At 68.7% G+C, this 18,167-nt stretch carries 16 protein-coding genes and 7 pseudogenes; 11 read left to right on the forward strand and 12 right to left on the reverse strand.

The genetic code is table 11. From position 1 onward, the window contains the following. Nucleotides 1–132: pseudogene (locus KUM38_RS42335) on the reverse strand (IS6 family transposase); the annotation flags it as partial. 54 nt (nt 133–186) lie between these two features. Between KUM38_RS42335 and KUM38_RS28540 the strand changes: the two are divergent. Continuing rightward, the gene (locus KUM38_RS28540; RefSeq protein WP_308409077.1) at nt 187–843 is read left to right on the forward strand and encodes a LysR substrate-binding domain-containing protein; all 657 of its coding nucleotides are present in this window, start codon (nt 187–189) and stop codon (nt 841–843) included. Nucleotides 844–1,006: 163 nt separating this feature from the next. Here KUM38_RS28540 and KUM38_RS42340 read toward each other — a convergent pair whose 3' ends face one another. From KUM38_RS42340 to KUM38_RS28555, 5 genes and pseudogenes are all read right to left on the reverse strand, one after another. Then, nucleotides 1,007–1,534, reverse strand: coding sequence for an integrase core domain-containing protein (locus tag KUM38_RS42340; RefSeq protein ID WP_308409081.1), 528 nt, complete (start codon nt 1,532–1,534; stop codon nt 1,007–1,009). A 138-nt stretch (nt 1,535–1,672) separates the two neighbouring features. Continuing rightward, nucleotides 1,673–1,969, reverse strand: a pseudogene (locus tag KUM38_RS42345) (IS3 family transposase); the annotation flags it as partial. After that, entirely contained in the window at nt 1,966–2,097 is a 132-nt protein-coding gene (locus tag KUM38_RS43740) for a hypothetical protein (RefSeq protein ID WP_374227098.1), read from the reverse strand. The gene KUM38_RS43740 and the pseudogene KUM38_RS42345, both read right to left, overlap by 4 nt. Beyond that, nucleotides 2,098–2,256: pseudogene (locus KUM38_RS43745) on the reverse strand (transposase); the annotation flags it as partial. Between the two features lie 592 nt (nt 2,257–2,848). Next, nucleotides 2,849–3,319: a nuclear transport factor 2 family protein gene (locus tag KUM38_RS28555; protein WP_217133397.1), complete on the reverse strand. Its 471-nt coding sequence runs from the start codon at nt 3,317–3,319 to the stop codon at nt 2,849–2,851. 161 nt (nt 3,320–3,480) lie between these two features. Between KUM38_RS28555 and KUM38_RS28560 the strand changes: the two genes are divergently transcribed. Next, complete coding sequence (locus tag KUM38_RS28560) at nt 3,481–3,924, forward strand: Rrf2 family transcriptional regulator (RefSeq protein ID WP_217133398.1); 444 nt, start codon at nt 3,481–3,483, stop codon at nt 3,922–3,924. Nucleotides 3,925–4,264: 340 nt separating this feature from the next. Here KUM38_RS28560 and KUM38_RS28565 read toward each other — a convergent pair. Next, nucleotides 4,265–4,927: pseudogene (locus tag KUM38_RS28565) on the reverse strand (monooxygenase); the annotation flags it as partial. Between KUM38_RS28565 and KUM38_RS28570 the strand changes: the two are divergent. The 6 genes and pseudogenes from KUM38_RS28570 to KUM38_RS28595 all read left to right on the forward strand — a co-directional run bounded on the left by KUM38_RS28570 (nt 4,913) and on the right by KUM38_RS28595 (nt 9,933). Next, nucleotides 4,913–5,374: a transposase gene (locus tag KUM38_RS28570; RefSeq protein ID WP_217133488.1), complete on the forward strand. Its 462-nt coding sequence runs from the start codon at nt 4,913–4,915 to the stop codon at nt 5,372–5,374. The pseudogene KUM38_RS28565 and the gene KUM38_RS28570 overlap by 15 nt on opposite strands. Before the next feature lie 352 nt (nt 5,375–5,726). Continuing rightward, nucleotides 5,727–6,074, forward strand: coding sequence for an ATP-binding protein (locus KUM38_RS28575; protein ID WP_308409078.1), 348 nt, complete (start codon nt 5,727–5,729; stop codon nt 6,072–6,074). A gap of 511 nt (nt 6,075–6,585) precedes the next feature. Next, nucleotides 6,586–7,536 (forward strand): alpha/beta fold hydrolase, encoded by a 951-nt coding sequence (locus tag KUM38_RS28580; RefSeq protein ID WP_217133400.1) that lies wholly within the window; start codon nt 6,586–6,588, stop codon nt 7,534–7,536. A gap of 201 nt (nt 7,537–7,737) precedes the next feature. After that, nucleotides 7,738–8,457 carry an IS6 family transposase gene (locus KUM38_RS28585; protein ID WP_217133401.1) on the forward strand — a complete coding sequence of 240 codons (720 nt, stop codon included), beginning with the start codon at nt 7,738–7,740 and terminating at the stop codon, nt 8,455–8,457. Between the two features lie 185 nt (nt 8,458–8,642). Beyond that, nucleotides 8,643–8,864, forward strand: a pseudogene (locus KUM38_RS43750) (Tn3 family transposase); the annotation flags it as partial. Nucleotides 8,865–8,886: 22 nt separating this feature from the next. After that, nucleotides 8,887–9,933 carry a Tn3 family transposase gene (locus KUM38_RS28595; protein WP_217133472.1) on the forward strand — a complete coding sequence of 349 codons (1,047 nt, stop codon included), beginning with the start codon at nt 8,887–8,889 and terminating at the stop codon, nt 9,931–9,933. Nucleotides 9,934–10,475: 542 nt separating this feature from the next. Here KUM38_RS28595 and KUM38_RS28600 read toward each other — a convergent pair. Beyond that, nucleotides 10,476–11,600 (reverse strand): annotated as a pseudogene (locus KUM38_RS28600) (FAD-dependent oxidoreductase); the annotation flags it as partial. 67 nt (nt 11,601–11,667) lie between these two features. Further along, nucleotides 11,668–13,203: an MDR family MFS transporter gene (locus tag KUM38_RS28605; protein WP_217133407.1), complete on the reverse strand. Its 1,536-nt coding sequence runs from the start codon at nt 13,201–13,203 to the stop codon at nt 11,668–11,670. Nucleotides 13,204–13,353: 150 nt separating this feature from the next. On the opposite strand from KUM38_RS28605, the gene KUM38_RS28610 reads away from it, so the two are divergent. Beyond that, on the forward strand, nt 13,354–13,965 hold the full coding sequence (locus tag KUM38_RS28610; protein WP_254397902.1) for a TetR/AcrR family transcriptional regulator: 612 nt from the start codon (nt 13,354–13,356) through the stop codon (nt 13,963–13,965). Between the two features lie 44 nt (nt 13,966–14,009). Here the strand turns inward: KUM38_RS28610 and KUM38_RS28615 are convergent, their stop codons facing one another. The 3 genes and pseudogenes from KUM38_RS28615 to KUM38_RS28625 form a co-directional block, all read right to left on the reverse strand. Further along, nucleotides 14,010–14,531, reverse strand: a complete 522-nt coding sequence (locus KUM38_RS28615; RefSeq protein ID WP_217133409.1) for a DDE-type integrase/transposase/recombinase — start codon at nt 14,529–14,531, stop codon at nt 14,010–14,012. Beyond that, nucleotides 14,528–15,738, reverse strand: a protein-coding gene (locus tag KUM38_RS28620; protein ID WP_217133411.1) for an IS3 family transposase whose coding sequence is annotated in 2 segments (ribosomal slippage) — nt 14,528–15,492 and nt 15,492–15,738 — 1,212 coding nt in all. Because the reading frame shifts where the segments join, the coding sequence is not laid out codon by codon here. The genes KUM38_RS28615 and KUM38_RS28620 overlap by 4 nt, the downstream gene beginning before the upstream one ends. A gap of 86 nt (nt 15,739–15,824) precedes the next feature. Then, a pseudogene (locus KUM38_RS28625) lies at nt 15,825–16,373 on the reverse strand (transposase); the annotation flags it as partial. Between the two features lie 33 nt (nt 16,374–16,406). On the opposite strand from KUM38_RS28625, the gene KUM38_RS28630 reads away from it, so the two are divergent. Both KUM38_RS28630 and KUM38_RS28635 read left to right on the forward strand, forming a co-directional pair. Beyond that, nucleotides 16,407–17,251, forward strand: a protein-coding gene (locus KUM38_RS28630; protein ID WP_374227099.1) for an IS5 family transposase whose coding sequence is annotated in 2 segments (ribosomal slippage) — nt 16,407–16,779 and nt 16,779–17,251 — 846 coding nt in all. Because the reading frame shifts where the segments join, the coding sequence is not laid out codon by codon here. A gap of 745 nt (nt 17,252–17,996) precedes the next feature. After that, on the forward strand, nt 17,997–18,152 hold the full coding sequence (locus KUM38_RS28635) for a hypothetical protein (protein ID WP_217133413.1): 156 nt from the start codon (nt 17,997–17,999) through the stop codon (nt 18,150–18,152). Nucleotides 18,153–18,167 lie beyond the last annotated feature (15 nt).

Here is an 18,167-nt window from a genome sequence, read left to right on the forward strand (position 1 = left end):
GATCCCGCGCTCGAGCATCAGCTCCTCGACCTCGCGGAACGACAGCGGGAAACGGAAGTACAGCCACACACAGTGGGAGATGACCTCGACCGGGTACCGGTGACCCTTGTACGACAGCGACGCGCTCCTCACGGACGACCCTTCCCAGGTTGATCAACCCGAAGATCATCCCACCGGTCAGCCAACGTGACAGTGCCCCGTACGGTGCTCGACGCCGCGTCGGCCGCGGCGCGCCGCACCCGGCGGGCCGGCCGCGCCGACCCGCGTCTGGTCCTGGTCATCAAGCCGGGCGGCGACGGTGGCCTGCTGCCCGCGATCCTCGACGCCTATCAGGCTGAGCCGGGTGCGCTGCCGGTCGAGCTGGTGTGCAGCTTCGGCGAGCGTGAGATCCTCCTGCGGGAGGGGCGTGCCGACGCCGCCCTGCTTCACCGCCCCCACCACGACCTCACCGGCCTGGACACCCAGGACCTCCTGACCGAGACTCAACTTCTCGTGATGCCGAGTTCGCATCGCCTCGCGGGCCGTACCCGGGTCTGCCTGAACGACCTCGCAGGGGAGCCCCTGCCGCGCTGGCCGGGCGCATCTGAGGGTGGCTCACACGGACCTGAGGTCCACGACCTTGGGCAGCTTCTCCACCTCATCGCCTTGCGCCGCATGGTCGCCGTCCTCCCCTCCTCCATCCGCGACCAGCTCCGCGACGACCTGGTCGCTGTCCCAGTCGATGATGCCGAGCCCACCACGCTCGTCCTCGCCTGGCCCGAGCACGCCACCTCCCCAGCCCTGGCCGCCTTCGTCCGCGCGGCCGCCACCGTGGCGGGCAAGGCGACGGGCCATGGCGGGTAGAGCGGGGAGACACGCGGGGTGGGAGGCGCCCTCGCCCATGCTCGCAGGCGTGCGAACACTCCAGGACGCCCTCACGGCCACCGTCGAGATCACACCTGGAGGCAGAATGACGGGCACCGGACGGCGAACCAATCACGCGGTCGACAATCCGAGCCACTGGATATCAATGGCCGGCGACATGAGGCGTGTCAGTAGGCGGTGACGGCTCGGAGAGCATCCGCAGGCTGCACGCGACGTGATCGGTCAGGACGTCGCTGGTGTCACCCCGAGCGGCCATGTCGGTGGCGGCGAGGTCTTCGACGGGCTGGATCGGGCCGTGTACGTAGGCGTGCGGCGGGCCTTGACCCCGAATCCTGGACACGGGTTGTGCGGCTGGTGCCAGCGTAGTTGATGTTGTTCGGGAGGCCGTCTCGTAGGCGATCGGGCTGCGGTGTCCGAGACGGGAGTGACGGCGTCGGGTGTTGTAGCGATGGAGCCAGTGGAACGCGTCGAGGCGGGCCTCGCGCTCACTGGACCGGTGCTTTCGGCCCTGGAGCGTTTCGCGTTTGAACGTTGCGTTGAAGGATTCGGCGAGCGCGTTGTCCGCGCTGGAGCAGATCGCGCTCATGGACTGGCGGACACCGGCTCTGCGGCAGGCGTCGGCGAAGGCCCGGCTGGTGTACTGGGTGAGTTCAACCGGTCGATGCAACATCGGGTTGTTGAAGTGAGCGTAGCTGCTCATCGAAGACTTCGGCGGGGGCCTTCCAGCCGAGGATCTTGCGGGGCTGATCAGATCCGGGGCCTTCGCCACGGCCGGGTCCGGGACCGTGGTGCGGTGCCTACGGCGCAGTCGAACGCCCGCCAGGCCGATGCTCCGCATCACACGGGCGATCCGTTTGTGGTTGACGCGCTCGCCGTCCTCGCGGAGTTCGGCGGTGGTCCTCGGGACACCGTAGGTGCCGTCCGATTCGCGGTGCACGGCCTGTATCCGGGTGGCGAGGCGGGCGTCGGCCGTCTGCCGGGCGGCCCGGTCCGCTGCCGTCGCCCGCCAGTGGTAGAAGCTGGAGCGGGCGATGCCCAGGATGGTGCACAGCCGCTTCACGCCGTAGCGGCGCTGGTGGTCGGCGACGAACTGGAAGCGGCTCACCAGCGCGTCTTTCCGGCGAAATACTTCGCCGCCTTGCGCAGGATCTCGCGTTCCTCCTCCAGCTCGCGGACCTTCTTGCGCAGAGCGGCGTTCTCCGTCTCCAACGGCGTCGGCGGCTCGGTCGGCACCTCCGCACGGCGTCCCCGCGGACGGGACGCGCCGGCCGCCCGGACCCAGTTCCGCAGGGTCTCGGGATTGATCCCCAGATCGGCAGCGACCTGCCGGATCGTCGCCTCGGGCCGCGACTGGTTACAGCGCGACCGCGTCCGCCTTGAACTGCGGCGGATAGTGCTTCATGACCACGAGATGTCCGTTCTCAGATCCTCAGGATCCAGTGTCTCGTGTGTCCAAGATCAGGGGTCAAGGGCCCTGATCTTCTCGCTGAAGATCTTGTCCCTCGGGATGCCGTGGCCCGCAAGGCGTCGAGCTGGGAGTCGTCGTCCTGCCCAAGGGCGGAGCAAGGGGCGCGGGTGGTGCCGCCTCTTACGCCGGCCTCCGCGCCGGTTCTCGTGATCGTCACGGACTCATGGCAGGCCGAGCCCTCCACGGTCCGCGCACGCGTGGAACTCGTCCACGGTCAGCGTCGGATGCGCAGGGCTTGGCGGCATGGGGAAGGGCAGTCCGGCCCCGCGTACCTCGATGATCTTTGGGGTGGGGTCTCGCCGCAGCCGTGTGTCTCGTGGAGGCGGGCCCGGAGAACGTCACTCGATGTGGGTCGTTGCCCTACCTGCCGGCCAGGGCTGCTGATACTCGATGAGTCGGCCTGCCGGGTCGTGTCGGCGGTTGGGTGCGAACAACAACTTTGTTCAAGAAGCAGCGCCGGGTATGCGGCCCGAAGAAGGGAGTGTCTTGTCGCATACTCGGCGCTGACCGGCAGAGTTACGCCGTCGTGGCTGCTGTCTCGGTGGCTTCGACTGCGGACTTGAAGTCAGGGTGGACCCCGATTTGATCAAGCCACACGCTCATCGAGTTGTAGCAATTGAACCTTTCGATCTTTCCGTCACGGAGGTACCAGAGGTCCGCCGCCGGCACGTCGATCCGGTTCCCGGTCGGTGGGATCTCGCCGACCGGAGTCGGAAACCCTCCGAGATGCGTGCCCTGGATTCGCAACTCGACGGCGACGACATCACCGAACGCATGTACCTCGAGCAGCTCACGGTGTACATCGGGGAACGAGCGGGCGAGGCCCGCGATCACCTGAGGAATCTGCTCTCCGTGGAAACTCTGCGAGGTCGACATGTCGTTGAACGACCCGTCCTCGGTGAACAAGGCCAGGAAACCGTCACCGTCGAGAACGTTCCCTTCCGCGAGCCGGTAAGCCTCGCGAATGGTCTTTTCGTTACTTTCCATTCCTGTTCTCCTTTGATTTCGCAACACGCTCACGGTCCGCGCTTGTCTTTGATGGACCCTCCCCGGCTGTCGTAACGATAATCGTTACGACAGGTTGTCGCAACCTTCACTGTTGCGACTGCGCTGTCGTAACATGGAGCGTTGCGACCGGAGGAGGGATCATGAGCGCCAACAGCAGGCTGACCATTGCCGCCCACGCGCTGGCCTGGATCGGTCTCTACCAGCGCCAGGGCCACGAGATCGCCACCTCCGAGCAGATCGCGACCAGCGCGAACACCAACCCCGTGGTGATCAGACGACTGCTCGGCGAGCTGCGCAGGGCCGGGCTCGTGGAGTCCCGGCGGGGCGCGGGCGCGGGCTGGTCGCTGGCACGCGAGCTGGAGTCGATGACCCTGCTCGACGTGTACGAGGCAGTGGAACCCGGCCCGCTGTTCGCGATGCACCGCACCACCCCGGACCAGGGATGCGTGGTGGGTCACGGCATCCAGCCGGCGATGCAGGGCATCTACGAGGGCATCGAGGAGACCCTGAGACACGAACTGGCCCGCGTCACGCTCGAGAAGGTACTCAGGGACGTGCTCGCGGCACCTCGCCAGCCTCTCTGATCAGCTGGGCGACCCCGTGCGAACCGTAGGGTTCGGCGTGGGTTCTGCCCACCGGGGCGGAGTGACGTGAGCGTAGAGATGGAATCCCGCGCCGAACGCGTTGGATCCGCCGCCGGAACAGACGACGGGCGCAGGCCGAGCTCACCGCGGACCAGGCCGTGCTCGTCCAGCGGCTCTACGACGACGAGCGGGAGAAGACCGTCCAGCAGATCCCCGACAGATTCGGCGTGCCCCGTTTCACGGTGCACGGGCACCCCGACAAGCCCAGACCGTCCCCCGCCAGGTCCAGAAGGCTGCGACCGCCCACCCAGCCGGACAGACCATCAGCTGCCGCACTTCCTCAGGCCCCGGGTTCCTCCGGTGACGTCGGCGGCTCGGCCGGCGTCGGCATGGGTGGCCGGAGGAGGACGGCACGGGCCACGGAGGGGGCGAACAGGCCGGTGACGGGTGCGCAGAGGCCCAGTACGGAGCGGAAGGCGGTCCCCACCACCGGGTCACCGGGGTAGCGCTCCAGGACGCGCAGCAGGTACCAGCCGGCGACGCGGTCCGCCGGCCCGGAGGCCAGGGCACTGCCCACCGCGCCCGGCATCGAGCGGTCCGACCCGGCGGAGATGTCCCATGCCTGCCGGGACGCCGCGAGGAGCGCTTTCTGCACGCGCCGCGTCGTGGGGATCCGGCGCGGATCGGACAGGGTCTCACGCAGGACGACCGCGCTCATCGCGGCGACAGCCATGCCCTGCCCGTAGATCGGGTTGAACGTGCACAGGGTGTCGCCGGTGGCAAGGAATTCCGCCGGGCGGCGGCCGGGCAGGTCGTAGCGGTGGCGGATGTTCGCGGTCCGCCGGTAGCCGAACGCCGACGAGAGGGGCTCGGCCTCGTCCAGCCACCGATGCAGGAGCGGATGCGGCAGCCTCTTCCTGACGTACGTCACGAACCCGTCGTCGTCCGTGGGCGGTTCGTCATCGTGCAGCCCCGACACGATGACCAGATGGGTGCCGCCCTCGGCGTCGCCTTCTGCGGCGTCAGCCCGCCATTGCGCTCCTGCAACCACATCGCCGCGACCTGCGGATACGCCTCGGCCAGCGACACACCTAACGAACGCGCCACAGCGCCCCATCTGACCGTCCGCCGGGTCACCGACTGGATCATGCGCCGGCCCGAACACCTCACCGAGACCGACCGCACGTGCCTCGACGAGCTGTGCGAACGCAGTCCCGCCCTGACCACGACCACCGAATACGTCCGGCGCCTGGCCGCGATGGTGCGCGAACGCCGCAGCGAGCACCTGGCCCTCGACGTCTGGCTTGCAGATGTCCGTCTCGACGGACAGCGAGAACTCCGCACCCTGACCGCTGGCATACGGCGCGACCGCACAGCAGTGCTCGCCGCCCTGACCACCACTTCACCTCGGGAGCGGTCGAGGGCAACGTCACCAGAATCAAGCTGCTGAAGAGACAGATGTACGGGCGGGCCAACTTCGACCTCCTGCGACGCCGCATCCTCCTGTCACCTTGATCAACCGGTGACACCCCCAAATCGGCGACAGAGCCCACGAAGTGGACCAGAGCCCCCAGTCACGCACATAACCAGGGCCCGGACGGTCATGCTCCGCACCGACACCAACTCTTCACACGCTAGACGCGAATGAACACTCTGAGTGACATGAGTGAAGAAATCACCCGAACCGGCAATTCCGGTGCGGCGCCCCCGACAGGCCCCGCTTCTCCGTCCCGCTGTCGGCGACGCGGCGCGGCGCGCGTCTGGCCAGGCTGCTGGCGGCGGAGCAGTTCGCGGAGTGGGACGTGCCGACCGAGCCGGCGCGACTGATCGTGGCGGAGCTGGCGGCGAACGCGGCGCTGCACGGCAGGGTGCCGGGCCGCAGCTTCCGCCTCACGCTGACGCTGGCCACCCCGTGGACGCTGCGCATCGAGCTGACGGACACGCGGGGTGAACGGATGCCGGAACTGGGGCGCAGGGGTGACGAGCCACCGGGCGAGTCGGGGCACGGGCTGTTGCTGGTGGAGGAGCTGGCGACGAGGTGGGGCGTACGCGTCGGCCCACCGCCGTCGAAGACGGTGTGGGCGAAGCTGGACCTCGCCTGCGGGACCACTCGGCCCCGTCATCCACGAGGTGGACGGACAAAGGGGTAGGGGCCGGGTGGCCCGGGGACCAACGCGCGTGTACTCACGGGCAGTTCTGTCCGTCGGCTCTGGCCGGCGCCCGCACCGGCGAGAAACGATCCCCGTCAGAAGCCGGCCGGTGGTCGGTTGCCCTCCTGCCTCACTCCGCTGCCGTGAACGGCGCCCACATCCCGGTGGACGGCGGCCAGCCCCAGGCGGGCCTCGGTCTCACGCCGGGCCCGGGTTCCGCGTGACAAGTGAGGCAGCGGTGCCTCGCGGCATCGCGGGCCGTCGTCCGAGCCCGCGTCGCGAATGACGTGGCGGCGGAACTGCCCCCGGTGCCGTAGGCGCTTCTGGACCTGGGGGTGGAGTCGCGAGGGGCGGTGTCCCCCTGGAGAGCTACGGGCAATGCCCACGGTGGGGTGACGCTTCCTCAGGCGCGTTCGCATAGCGTTCGGTCATGGCCGCAACGTCCGGGCCGAGGGCCCGGCGAAGGGCCCGTCGTTCACAGATCCGCCTTCCTGTGCTCCCGGAGGACCCCATGAACCGCATGCTCAAAGCCACCGCCGTCGCCGCACTGTGCTGCACCGTCGCCGGTACGGGCTACGTGGGCGTGGCGCAGGCCGAGGGACACGGGGGCGGGGCGGACAGGACCACCGCCAGGGTGACCCACCCGGATCACGCGGGCCGCGCCGACTCCTTCGTCGGGGAGAAGAAGATCGGAGTCCGGGGATACTCCGTGAACGTCTCCTGCTCGGGTCGGCAGACGGGTCACAAGCCCGTGGTGGTGCTGATGGCCGGCCTCGGGGACGGCCTCGACGCGATGGCCGACCTGCAGAAGACGCTGAGCGAGAAGAACCGGGTCTGCTCCTACGACCGCCTGGGCGAGGGCAAGAGCGACAAGCCCCGGGGGCCGCAGAGCCTGGAGGACTCGGGCCGGATCCTCACCGGGGTGATCAACCGGGTCGCCGGCGACTCCCCCGTCGTGCTGGCGGGCCACTCGCTGGGCGGCCTGATCGCCGGCCGCTACGCCCCCGAGCACCGCGACCGCGTCAAGGGCCTGGTCCTGATGGACGCCACCTCCCCGACCATAACCGCGGACATCACCCGCGCGATCCCCGAGTCCGCCACCGGCGACGCGGGCGACCTGCGGGCGCAGACCGTCAGCACGATGCGGGGTGGGAACCCGGAGAACCTCGTCGTCCCCGACGGCCGGGTCCGCTCCGCCGGATGGATCCCGACCGAGGTGCTCCGCCACGGGCAGCAGTACCTGGCCGCGTTCCCCACGTACGGCCCCACCCTCGAGTCCGACTGGACGAAGGCACAGTACAAGTGGGCCACCGTGTCCCACCGCGGCACGGTCCGCGTCGCCGAGGACAGCGGCCACTACATCTACGTCGACCGCAAGGACATGGCGGTCAAGTCCATCCAGCGCGTCGCCGCCGAGGTCACCCAGCAGAACAGCGGCCGGTGGGGGCACGCGGGACGGTGACGGGGGCCCGGGCCGGCCGGCGGGGATTCCCAGGAGCGGTGGCGGAGCAGCTCGGGCGGGTTCGGGCGCGCGAGGCCCACGCCGTCACCCGTCGTCCAGGCGGTCCGCCACCGTGAGCTTCGTCCTGGCAGACGGGCGCTGTCACGTTGGTTGGCCGGGTGGGATGATCTTCTGGTTGGTCATGCCGGGGAGGGATCGTCCGTGGACAGCGCGCCACCGTCGTACAAGGGGCGCCGGTACCCGGTCGAGGTGATCTCCCACTGTGTGTGGCTGTACTTCCGCTTCCCGCTGTCGTTGCGCGAGGTCGGGGAGCTGATGCTCGAGTGCGGGATCGTCGTCTCCTGCGAGACGGTGCGCCGCTGGTGTGCCAAGTTCGGGTCGGCCTACGCAGACGCGCCGCGCCGCCGGCGGCCTCGGCCCGGGGACACGTGGCACCTGGACGAGGTCTTCATCAAGATCAACGGGCGGTTGCAGTATCTGTGGCGGGCGGTCGTCCAGGACGGCAGCGTCCTGGACATCCTGGTGCAGAACCGCCGTGACAAGGCAGCGGCCAGGCGCTTCTTCCGCAGACTTCTGAAGAGGACCGGTGCGGTGCCGCGGGTGATCGTCACCGACAAGCTCCGCTCCTACGGCGCCGCCTACCGAGAGGTCATGCCCTGCGTCGAACACCGGCAGTCGAAGTACCTGAACAACCGGGTGGAGAACAGCCATCAGCCCACCAGGCAACGCGAGCGGGCGATGAAAGGCTTTTGCTCGGTGGGTGGAGCACAGCGGTTCCTCTCCGCGTTCAGCGGCATCTCAACCCGCTTCCGGCCCCGCCGTCATCTGATGACCGCTGCTGCCCACCGAGCCGAGATGACCGTCCGCTTCGCAATCTGGGAGCAGATCACCGGCGTCGCCGGCCTCGCCACCGCGGCCTGAGCGCAGCTCGGAACCAGGCCCCACCAGGCCGTGACACACCATCAGAGACCGCCCGCCCAACAACGTGCCAGTGCCACCCCGAGACCGGCATCCCCTCACTCAAGCCGCACCGTTCCGAGGGGCAGCGTCCCTCGGCGAAGCGCCTGGAGCAGGAGGTCAAGGTCCGGATGCCGGAGCGCACGCTGATGGGGATCGTGGCCCGGACCGCGTACTGGGTGGAGTGGTGGCGCCGCTTCGGGCCGCCCTCGGGCAACGACCCGAAGCTCAAGGACCCGTTCGGCCGGTACGTGCTGACCACCTTCGTCAAGGGCACCAACATGGGCCCGTACGAGGTGGCCAAGCACATCCCTGGGGTGTCCGGGCACGAGCTGTCGTACGTCGCCAACCGGCACTTCTCCATCACCCTGCTGAACGAGGCCGTCCGCCGACCTGGTCAACGCGCACGCCCGCCTCGACATCTCTCAGGCGTGGGGCTACGGCACCGCCGTGGCAGCCGACGGCACCCACATGGACACCTACCTCAACAGCCTGCTCGCCGAGACGAGCGTGCGGTACGGCAAGGCGGGCGGGATCGCCTACCACCACATCTCCGACACCTACATCGCGCTGTTCACGCACTTCATCCCGTGCGGGGTGTGGGAGGCCGTCTACATCATCGAGGGCCTCCTCAAGAACACCTCCGAGGTCAAGCCGACCACCGTGCACGCCGACACCCAGGGCGAGAGCGTGCCCGTCTTCGCCCTGGCACACCTGCTGGGCTTCGACCTGATGCCCAGGATCAGGAACTGGAAGGGCCTGACCTTCTACCGCCCCTCCAAGCAGAGCGAATACGTCCACATCGACTCTCTGTTCGGCGAGCCAGGCAAGAACGTCATCGACTGGGATCTCATCGAGTCCCAGTTCCGGCACCTGATGAAGGTCGCCGTGTCCGTACGCGAGGGCGCCATCTCCTCCTCAACCCTGCTGAAGCGACTGCGGTCGGGCTCGCACAAGAACTCCACCTACACCGCGTTCCGCGAGGTCGGACGCGTGATCCGCACAGTGCAGCTGCTGCGCTACCTCTCGGACGCGCCACTGCGCCGACGGGTGACCGCGGCGACGAACAAGGTTGAGTCGTTCAACCGGTTCTCCCAGTGGGTCGGCTTCGGCAACCAGGGAGTCCTCGCCGACGATGACCCCATCGAGCAGGAGAAGGCGTTGAAGTTCAACGCCCTGCTCACGAACGCCGTCATCTTCCACAACGCCCTGGACATCGCGGAGATCATCCGTCAGCTCCTGGAGGAGGGATGGGAAATCGACCCGGAGGACCTGGCCCACCTCTCGCCGTACCTGACCGGACACATCAAACGGTTCGGCGAGTACTCCACCCACGAACTCGGCATCCAGCCCGAGGCATACGACCCGAAACTCGACGTCGACTTCACCCAGCTCCGCGACCAGGGTCTGACCGCCGCCGGACTTGGCCAGGCAGCCTGAACCATCAGGGTGCCCGCCCTTGGTGGCGTCTTTCAGCGGCGCAGGACGCTCACGACGCGTTCCCTACCCAGGATCGGGGCGCCTGCGCCCGCTGTACGACCCGAACGCCCCGATCTCGGAGGACGAGGAAGGCGAAGGCGGCGCACTTTGAGCCGGGCCGTCCGGCAAGTGTCGGCGAGGGCGGCCGGGTGAGGTTCGCTTCGTGTACGAGGTCAGCGCGTATCCGTGGGAGGCCGTACGGCCGTGAACGGGAGCGACAGGATCATGGACTTGGCCATGCCGGACATGGTGCCGCCGGCCAGTTCGGCGGTGCACTTGATCTTCATCCTGACCGGCGAGGTGACTACCGCGGTGAAGCGCACGGTGGTTCCCTCGATGCGCCCGTCGGTGATCGGCCTGCCGCCGTACGTGCCGACCAGAGTCGTGCCGGCGGTGGCCAGGACCAGTTCAGCGGTCTCCTCGCCACCGCCGGTCTTGAAGGTGAGGTTCCAGGTTCCATCAACCTCCCTTTGTTCCTTGAGCTTCTGCTGCAGGGCGCGGGCCTCGTCCTCGCCGTCGGGCTGCTCGTTCACCTCCAGGAGGAAGTCGGCGCCGCCGACGAGGGCCTCGGCCAGGTCGGTGGATCGCGGCACCATGGTCTTCTCGTAGGCGCGGACGGCCTCGTCGACGGTGGGGTGGGTGGCCAGGGCGAGAGCAAGGTCGTGGGCGTCGAGCATGGCCAGGTTGACGCCGACGCCGATCGGCGGCATGAGGTGTGCGGCGTCGCCGAGCAGGGTCACGGTGGGCACGTGGTCCCAGGTGTGCGGTGCCGGGAGGACGAACAGCGGCCGGTCGGCGTAGGGGCCGTCGTTGTTGCTGATCATTTGCTGCATGCTGGGTGCCCATCCGGTGAACTCATCCAGCAGGTGTGCGCGGATGCCGGCGGTGTCCTCGGCGGTCAGACCGGCTGCAGTGATCCAGTCGGCCGGCGCGCGCCGGATGATGTAGACCCGGATGTGCCCACCGCTGTTGCGCTGGGCGAACAGCGCGCGGTCGCCGTCGGTAGCGGTCGCGCTGCCGTTGCCGACCAGCGCTGAAAGATCGGCGTGGCGGTTTTCGACGTCGTCGAACCACGCTTCTGTGAAGGTGACCCCGGAGTAGTACGGGACAGCTGCCGAGACGGCCGGGCGGACCCGGGAGAACGCGCCGTCCGCTCCGATGACCAGATCGGTCTCGACACTCGTTCCGTCGGTGAAGTGCAGAATGCGCGGCCCCTCGGCGGGGCCGGCGACCGAGGCGAGGGTGCGGCCCCATTGCACCGTGCCCAGTGCGAGGGAGCTGAGGAGCAGGTCGCGCAGTTGGCCGCGGTCGATCTCCGGCTTGTAGAAGTCGTCCTCGTCCGGGATCTGATCGAGCAGGACGTTGCCGGCGGTGTCCCAGCGGCGCATCTGCTGTCCTTCCGGGCGCGCCAGCTTCCAGAACTGCTGGATCAGGCCCGCCTCGCGCAGTGCGAGCTGACCGTCGTCGGCGTGCAGGTCGAGACTGCCGCCCTGGTTGCGGGCGTCGGCGTCCAGGTCGCGGTCGTAGACCGTGACGTCGATGCCGTGCTTTTGCAAGATGCGGGCGCATGTCAGGCCGCCAGGGCCGGCCCCGATGATCGAGATGCGGGGGGTGGGTGTGGTGTTCACGGTGGTGCTCCGTTCGTGAGGGGCACGGCGGTTGCTATGCCGGTGCGCTGTCTGGCAGGTGCAGAGGTCAGCTGGCGGTTGTGGCGGAGGTGAGCGTGCTCGCGGGGGCGGGCGGCGGGCCGGCCTTCTTCAGCGGGACCTCGATGACGAAGAGCGCGGCGAGGAAGGCAACGGCGGACAGGATCGCGGCGGTGAGGAAGATATGGCTGGTGCCGGTGCTGGCGGCGGTGAGATAGGCGTCCTTTGCCGCGGCGGGCAGGTTCAGCAGGGCGCCGGGGCCGGATGCGGCGCCGGCGGGCAGCGTGGACTGGATAGCGCGAGTGAACAGCGAGCCGAAGACGGCGACGCCGAGGGATCCGCCCAGGGTGCGAAAGAGGTTGACCGAGCTCATGGCGGCCCCCATGTCACGCATGGAGACGCTGTTCTGCGCGATGGTGCCGGACATCTGCATGGTGAAGCCGAGCCCGATGCCGACGAGCACCATGTACACGCCGGTCAGCAGGCGTGAGGTGCCGGTGTCCATGGTGGCCAGCAGGCTCAGGCCGGCCGTGAGGAACACGGTGCCGAGCACGGGGAAGATCTTGTACCGGCCGGTGGCGGACATGGCCTTGCCCGCGATGGTCGAGACGATCACGACGGGGACCATCATGGGCAGCATCAGCAGGCCGGAGTTGGTGGTCGAGGCGCCCTGCACGGTCTGCTGGAACAGCGGTAGGTACAGCCCGGCGCCGAACATGACCACGCTGGCGATCAGGACCATGGTCATCGCGAGCGGGTAGTTGCGGTGGCCGGTGAACACGCTCAGCGGCAGCAACGGCTCGTCGGCCCGCTTCTCCACCCAGATGAACAGGGCGAGCCCGAGCACGGCAACGGCGGCGAGCGCGAGGATCTGCCAGGAACCCCAGGCGTAGGTAGCGCCCGCCCAGGTGGCGGCCAGCACGATCGCGCTGATCGAGACGGTGAGCAGGACGATGCCCGCCCAATCGATCTTCGCCTTGATGCGCTTGGCGGGCACGTGCAGCGTCCGCCACAGCCACACCAGGGCGACCAGGCCCAGCGGCAAGTTGATGCAGAAGGCCCAGCGCCAGTCGAAGTGACCGGTGATGAACCCGCCGAGCAGCGGGCCGCCGATGGTGCCGATCGCCATGACGGAGGCGCTCATGCCTTGGTACTTGCCGCGTTCACGCGGCGGTACGAGGGCGCCGATCAGGGCGAAGGCGCCCGCGCCGATACCGCCGGCGCCGATGCCCTGCACAACGCGGAAGGCGATCAGCTCGGTCATCGACTGGGCGGCCCCGCACAGGGCAGAGCCGGCTATGAACACCGCGATCGAAGCCAGATACATGGGCTTGCGGCCGACCAGGTCGCCGAACTTGCCCCAGATCGGTGTGGTCACGGCGGTGACCAGCGTGTAGGCGGTGACGACCCAGGAGATGTGCTCCAGGCCGCCGAGCTCGCCGACGATCGTGGGCATCGCGGTGCTGACGACCATGTTGTCGAGCAGGGCGAGCAGCATCGCGAGCATGACGCCGAGCAGCACCCAGCGCACGTTCTTCGGCGCGGCCGCAGGGCCGGCGGGAGGGAGAGATACAGACGCAGACATGACTGATCACTCCTTTCGGACAGGGAAGGTGAAAAGGGGATGTAGTCAGACGCAGCGCCCTGCAACCACTTCTCCAGAAGAGCACACCAACCCAATTAGTGCAACGGATGCACTTTTGAAGTTGGGCAACCGAAGGGTAGGCTCTGGGATATGACCGACACCGAGACCGGCGCCGCACCTGCGCCGATGGGGCGCCGTGAGCGCAAGAAGGCCGCCACCCGCCAGGCCATCGCCGACACCGCGCTGCGCCTGTTCCTGGAGCGGGGGTACGACGATGTGGGCATCCGCGAGATCGCGGACGCCGCCGACGTGTCCACTACGACGCTGTTCAAGCACTTCCCGGTCAAGGAAGCCCTCGTCTTCGACGAGGACGCCGACCAGGAGTCCCGCCTGCTCGCTGCCGTACGCGAACGCCCCGAAGGCCAGTCCATCCCCGCGGCCCTGCGCGAGCACGCGCTGCGCTACCGGATGGCGGCCGCAGACAGCGACGCCCGCTTCACCGCGTTCTTCGACCTGGTCAGCAGCACCCCAGCCTTGCGCGACTACGTCCAGGCCATGTGGCTGCGTCATACCGACGCCCTGGCCCAGGCCATCGCCGAGGAGAGCGGCCTGCCCGAGAACGACCCCGCCTGCACCGCCCTGGCCCACTTCGCCCTCGAAGCGCCGCGCGCTGCGCGCAGTCACGGCGACGACGCCCGCCAGGCCATCACCGTCGCCTTCGACCTCCTCGACAACGGCTGGCGCGCCCTTACTTCCCCGTAACTGAGCCTCGGGCGCTGTGAACCGTTCCGGGTTCGGTAGAGATCTCAGACATTGGGTGTGACCTGGGGTTTCGTGGTTGCGAGGTAGTGGTTGTTCTCGTATTCGACCGGTGGGACGTGGCCTATCTCACCGTGGAGTCGCCGGTGGTCGTACCAGTCGACGTACTCGGCGGTGGCGAGCTCGACGTCGGACAGCGTCTTCCATGGCCGCCTGGGCTTGATCAGTTCGGTCTTGAACAGGCCGATCGTGCTCTCCATCAGGGCGTTGTCGTAGGCGTCGCCGACCGATCCGATGGAGGCGGCGATGCCGGCGGTCTCCAGGTGGTCGGCGAGCCGGAAACTCGTGTATTGCGACCCGGCATCCGAGTGGTGTATCAACTCGCCCGGCTGAACGGGGTGTTGGTCGCGGTCGCGTTGCCACAGCGCCATCTCCAGGGCGTCCAGCACGAAGACCGTTTCCTTCACGGTGGCGGCCGACCAGCCGACGATCCGGCGGGAGAAGGTGTCCACGAAGAAGGCGACGTAGACGACTGAGGCTGCTCCCGAGGAGTGGACACCGGGTTTCATGCGACGAGTGACAGCGTACGTGTGGTGATCAGTTGTTGTTCGAACTCGGCTGGTGTCCGGTAGCCGAGCGCGGGGTGGCGACGGCGCCGGTTGTAGTAGGAAAGCCAGCGGAACAGCTCGAGCCGGGTCTGTGCCTTCGAGGTCCAGTGCCTCCCGTGGAGCAACTCGCGCTTGAGGCCCTGGAAGAACGATTCGGCCAGGGCGTTGTCGTAGCTCGAGCCGACCCGGCCCATGCTGCGGAGGATGCCGTGTCGGCGGCAGACGTCGGCGAAGGCGGCCGCACCGTACTGGGCGCCCCTGCCGGTGTGGAAGACGACGCCGTTCACCCGGCTGCCGCGGGCTGCCACGGCCGTCTCGATCGCGTCGGTGACCAGCGAGGTGCGCGTGTGGTCGGCGATCGACCAGCCCACCACCCTCCTCGAGCAGATGTCGATCACCGTGGCGAGGTAGAGCCACGTCGTGCCGACGGCTATGTAGGTGATGTCGCCGCACCACCTGGTGTTCAGGGTGTCGGCGGTGAAGTCGCGCATGACCAGGTCCGGCGCGGGCAGCGCGGTCCTGTCCGCGACTGTCGTCCGTTTCTTCTTCCGCAGGTGCCGGCCGACGATGTGGTTGATCCGCATCAGCCGGGTGACGCGCTTGCGGTTGATCCTCCGTCCCCTCGCCCGCAGCTCGGCATGGACGCGCGGGGCGCCGTAGGCGCCATGGTGCTCGAGGTGGATAGAGCGGATCTCGTCCACGGTCTGCTTCTCCTCGGCCTGGCGCTCGGCGCGGGCGGGCTCGGTGGCCAGGTGGCGGTAGTAGCCGGCGCGGGACGCCCCGAGCACCCGGCAGATCCGCTTGACGCCGAAGTCGGCGCGGTTGTCGGAGATGAAGACCCAGCGGTGGGGTGTCACTTCACCTCCCGGGCGAAATAGGCGGCTGCTCGGCGCAGGATCTCGCGCTCCAGGTGCCACTCCTGCTCGGCCTTGAGCAGCCGGGCATTCTCCGCCCGCAGCCGGGCCAGCTCCTCCGCCTCGCTCCCGCCCGCGGCACGGCATCCGGGCACGGCCTCGGCCTCGGCCTTACGGACCCACGTCCGCAGCGACTCCGCGGTGATACCGAGATCCGCGGCCACCGCCGCGTACGTCCGCTTCCCGGCCGCGGCACGGTAGAGCGCTACCGCGTCCTTCCGGAACTCCTCCGGATACGGAGACTTGCGTCCCACCTGGACATCCCTCCCTGGACCATCAAGATCCATTGTCAGGGTGTCCACTCCAAGGGATCAGCCTCAGTCGAGGACCTGGTAGAGGGTCAGGCCTGTGTGTGGGCTTTTGGGTCGAGCCGCCGGAGGGTGAGGAAGGCCTGGGCGGCGGTGACGAGGGTGACGTGGTGGTGCCAGCCGCGCCAGGTGCGGCCCTCGAAGTGGTCCAGTCCCAGGCCGTGCTTGAGTTCGCGGTAGTCGTGCTCGATGCGCCAGCGCATCTTCGCCCACCGCACCAGGTCGGCGACCGGTGTGGTGACGGGCAGGTTCGATATCCAGTAGCCGGTCGGAGCGTCCTGCAGGTCCGGCCACTCCACCAGGAGCGTCCGGGCGGGCAGGACACCGTCCCACCGGTTGCGGCCGCCGCCCGCCTCCTGGGCCGCGGCCAGGGACTGTTTGCCTGTGGGTCGGACCTCCAGCACCGCGAAGCGTGAGGTCATCGCGCCCTTGCTGCCCTGTCGCCAGGTCACCTCGGTGAACTGGCGGGCACCGGCCTGTGCGGCGAGGACGGCGACGGCTCGCGGTGGGGTGCGATGGCGGGACAGTGTAGGCGGACCGAGCCCGCCATAACTGGCTCTAACAAAAGCGGTTTGATCATGTGACTGTCCGCTTGATCGTTCGTTGATGGGGGCATGGGGAAGCGTCAGTCGCGGCCGTGGATCGTGTCGGACGAACTGTGGTCGCTCATCGAGCCGTTGCTGCCCGAGCCACCGCCGAAGCAGGTGGAGGGACGGCCTCGGGTGCCCGACCGGCAGGCCCTGTGCGGGATCCTGTTCGTGCTGCACACCGGTATCCAGTGGGAGTACCTGCCGCAGGAGCTGGGCTTCGGTTCGGGCATGACGTGCTGGCGGCGCCTGGCGGCCTGGAACGAGGCCGGTGTCTGGGAGAAGCCGCACCAGCTGCTGCTGAACAAGCTGCGGTCGAAGAACCAGCTGGACTGGTCGCGGGCGGTGATTGACTCTCCCCCTGGCTTCGCCGGGGGCACCCCCACCCACGTCCGGGCCGCACGCAGGGGCCCAAAAGCGGACCCTGCCCGGTCGACCGCGCACGTCCGGGCAGCAAGCACCACGTCCTCACCGACGGCCAGGGCATCCCACTTGCGGTGTCGCTGACCGGCGGGAACCGCAATGACGTCACGCAACTGCTGCCTCTGTTGGACAAGATTCCAGCGGTCGCGGGAGTGGTCGGCCGGCCGCGCAGGCGGCCGGACATGCTCTTCGCGGACCGCGGCTACGACCACGACAAGTACCGCCGGCTCCTTCGGCAGCGCGGGATCCGGCCGGTGATTGCCGAGCGTGGCCAGCCGCACGGCACCGGTCTGGGCACCTTCCGCTGGGTCGTCGAGCGGACGATCTCCTGGCTGCACGGCTTCCGACGCCTACGCATCCGGTGGGAACGACGCGACGACATCCACGAGGCCTTTCTCGGACTCGCCGTCTGCCTGATCACCCACCGGCACGTCCAGAGGCTTTGTTAGGGCCGGTAAGCGGGCTGGTGCGGCCGGGCATTGTCCGGGTGTGCAACTTCCTTCGCGGTCCCGGATCGGGAACCGTGCCCGGCGGTCGACATCTTCCGGGCCCATGACGGAATTCCTCGTGGCCTGCGCCACTCACGAGGCCGTCGGGTGCGCGGTCGCGCCCAATCCGGATCCGTCGGCCGGCGTGCTCGATCACGGCGAACACCTACGGTCGTGTCCCGGTCAAGGGGGACCGTCTCGAAGAAGTCGCAGGCCGGCAGCGCGTCGGCCTGGGAGCGCAGGAAGCCGGCTCACGTGCTGGAGGTCCGCTGGGGCGCCGGGTCGGTCCCGGCTTCCCGCAGGATCTCCCAGACCGTGGAGGCGGCGGCCTTTCACGCCCGGCACCAGCAGCTCGCCGTGGAGGCGCCGGTAGCCCCGCGTGGGATTCTCCCGTGCCAGGCGCAGCACCAAGGCGCGGATGGAGCACACGGTGCGGGGCCGGCCCGGGCGCTTCGGCCTGGACTCGGCGGCATGGCGGCGGGCGACCGGGTCGCGGTGCCAACGGAGCCCCGTGTCCGGCCGCACCAGCAGCCTACGCAGCACGTCCCGCGACAGCCGGTACAGCAGCGCCGCCGGGAAAGCCCGGCCACTCGGGCTGAAGCACGCCCTCTCCTTACCGAGTTGGCGCTCCAGCGCCGGCAGTCGGTGGCGCAGGGCGAGGATCTCCATGTCCTTGTCCCGATCGCTCATCGGTAGCAGGCGCAGCATGGCGAACGCGTTCGCCATGCCCCAGCAGGCCAGTCGCAACAGCACGGTTGGTCATCATGCCGCGTTGATCGACAGCCGCGCGACGGCACAGACTCGACCGACCGCACTCGACATCGCGCACGCCCTGCACACCAGCTCCGACCAGGGCGGATGAGGTTATCGGCAAGCG

The organism is Streptomyces sp. AC558_RSS880 (assembly GCF_019049255.1).
GTDB lineage: Bacteria > Actinomycetota > Actinomycetes > Streptomycetales > Streptomycetaceae > Streptomyces.

What these genes read in the sequence shown, in the direction of transcription:
- KUM38_RS42340 (WP_308409081.1), bottom strand. Translation starts at nt 1,534, where the DNA reads ATGTTGCATCGACCGGTTGAACTCACCCAGTACACCAGCCGGGCCTTC.
- KUM38_RS28555 (WP_217133397.1), bottom strand. Translation starts at nt 3,319, where the DNA reads ATGGAAAGTAACGAAAAGACCATTCGCGAGGCTTACCGGCTCGCGGAA.
- KUM38_RS28560 (WP_217133398.1), top strand. Translation starts at nt 3,481, where the DNA reads ATGAGCGCCAACAGCAGGCTGACCATTGCCGCCCACGCGCTGGCCTGG.
- KUM38_RS28570 (WP_217133488.1), top strand. Translation starts at nt 4,913, where the DNA reads ATGGGTGCCGCCCTCGGCGTCGCCTTCTGCGGCGTCAGCCCGCCATTG.
- KUM38_RS28580 (WP_217133400.1), top strand. Translation starts at nt 6,586, where the DNA reads ATGAACCGCATGCTCAAAGCCACCGCCGTCGCCGCACTGTGCTGCACC.
- KUM38_RS28605 (WP_217133407.1), bottom strand. Translation starts at nt 13,203, where the DNA reads ATGTCTGCGTCTGTATCTCTCCCTCCCGCCGGCCCTGCGGCCGCGCCG.
- KUM38_RS28610 (WP_254397902.1), top strand. Translation starts at nt 13,354, where the DNA reads ATGACCGACACCGAGACCGGCGCCGCACCTGCGCCGATGGGGCGCCGT.
- KUM38_RS28615 (WP_217133409.1), bottom strand. Translation starts at nt 14,531, where the DNA reads ATGAAACCCGGTGTCCACTCCTCGGGAGCAGCCTCAGTCGTCTACGTC.
- KUM38_RS28635 (WP_217133413.1), top strand. Translation starts at nt 17,997, where the DNA reads ATGGCGAACGCGTTCGCCATGCCCCAGCAGGCCAGTCGCAACAGCACG.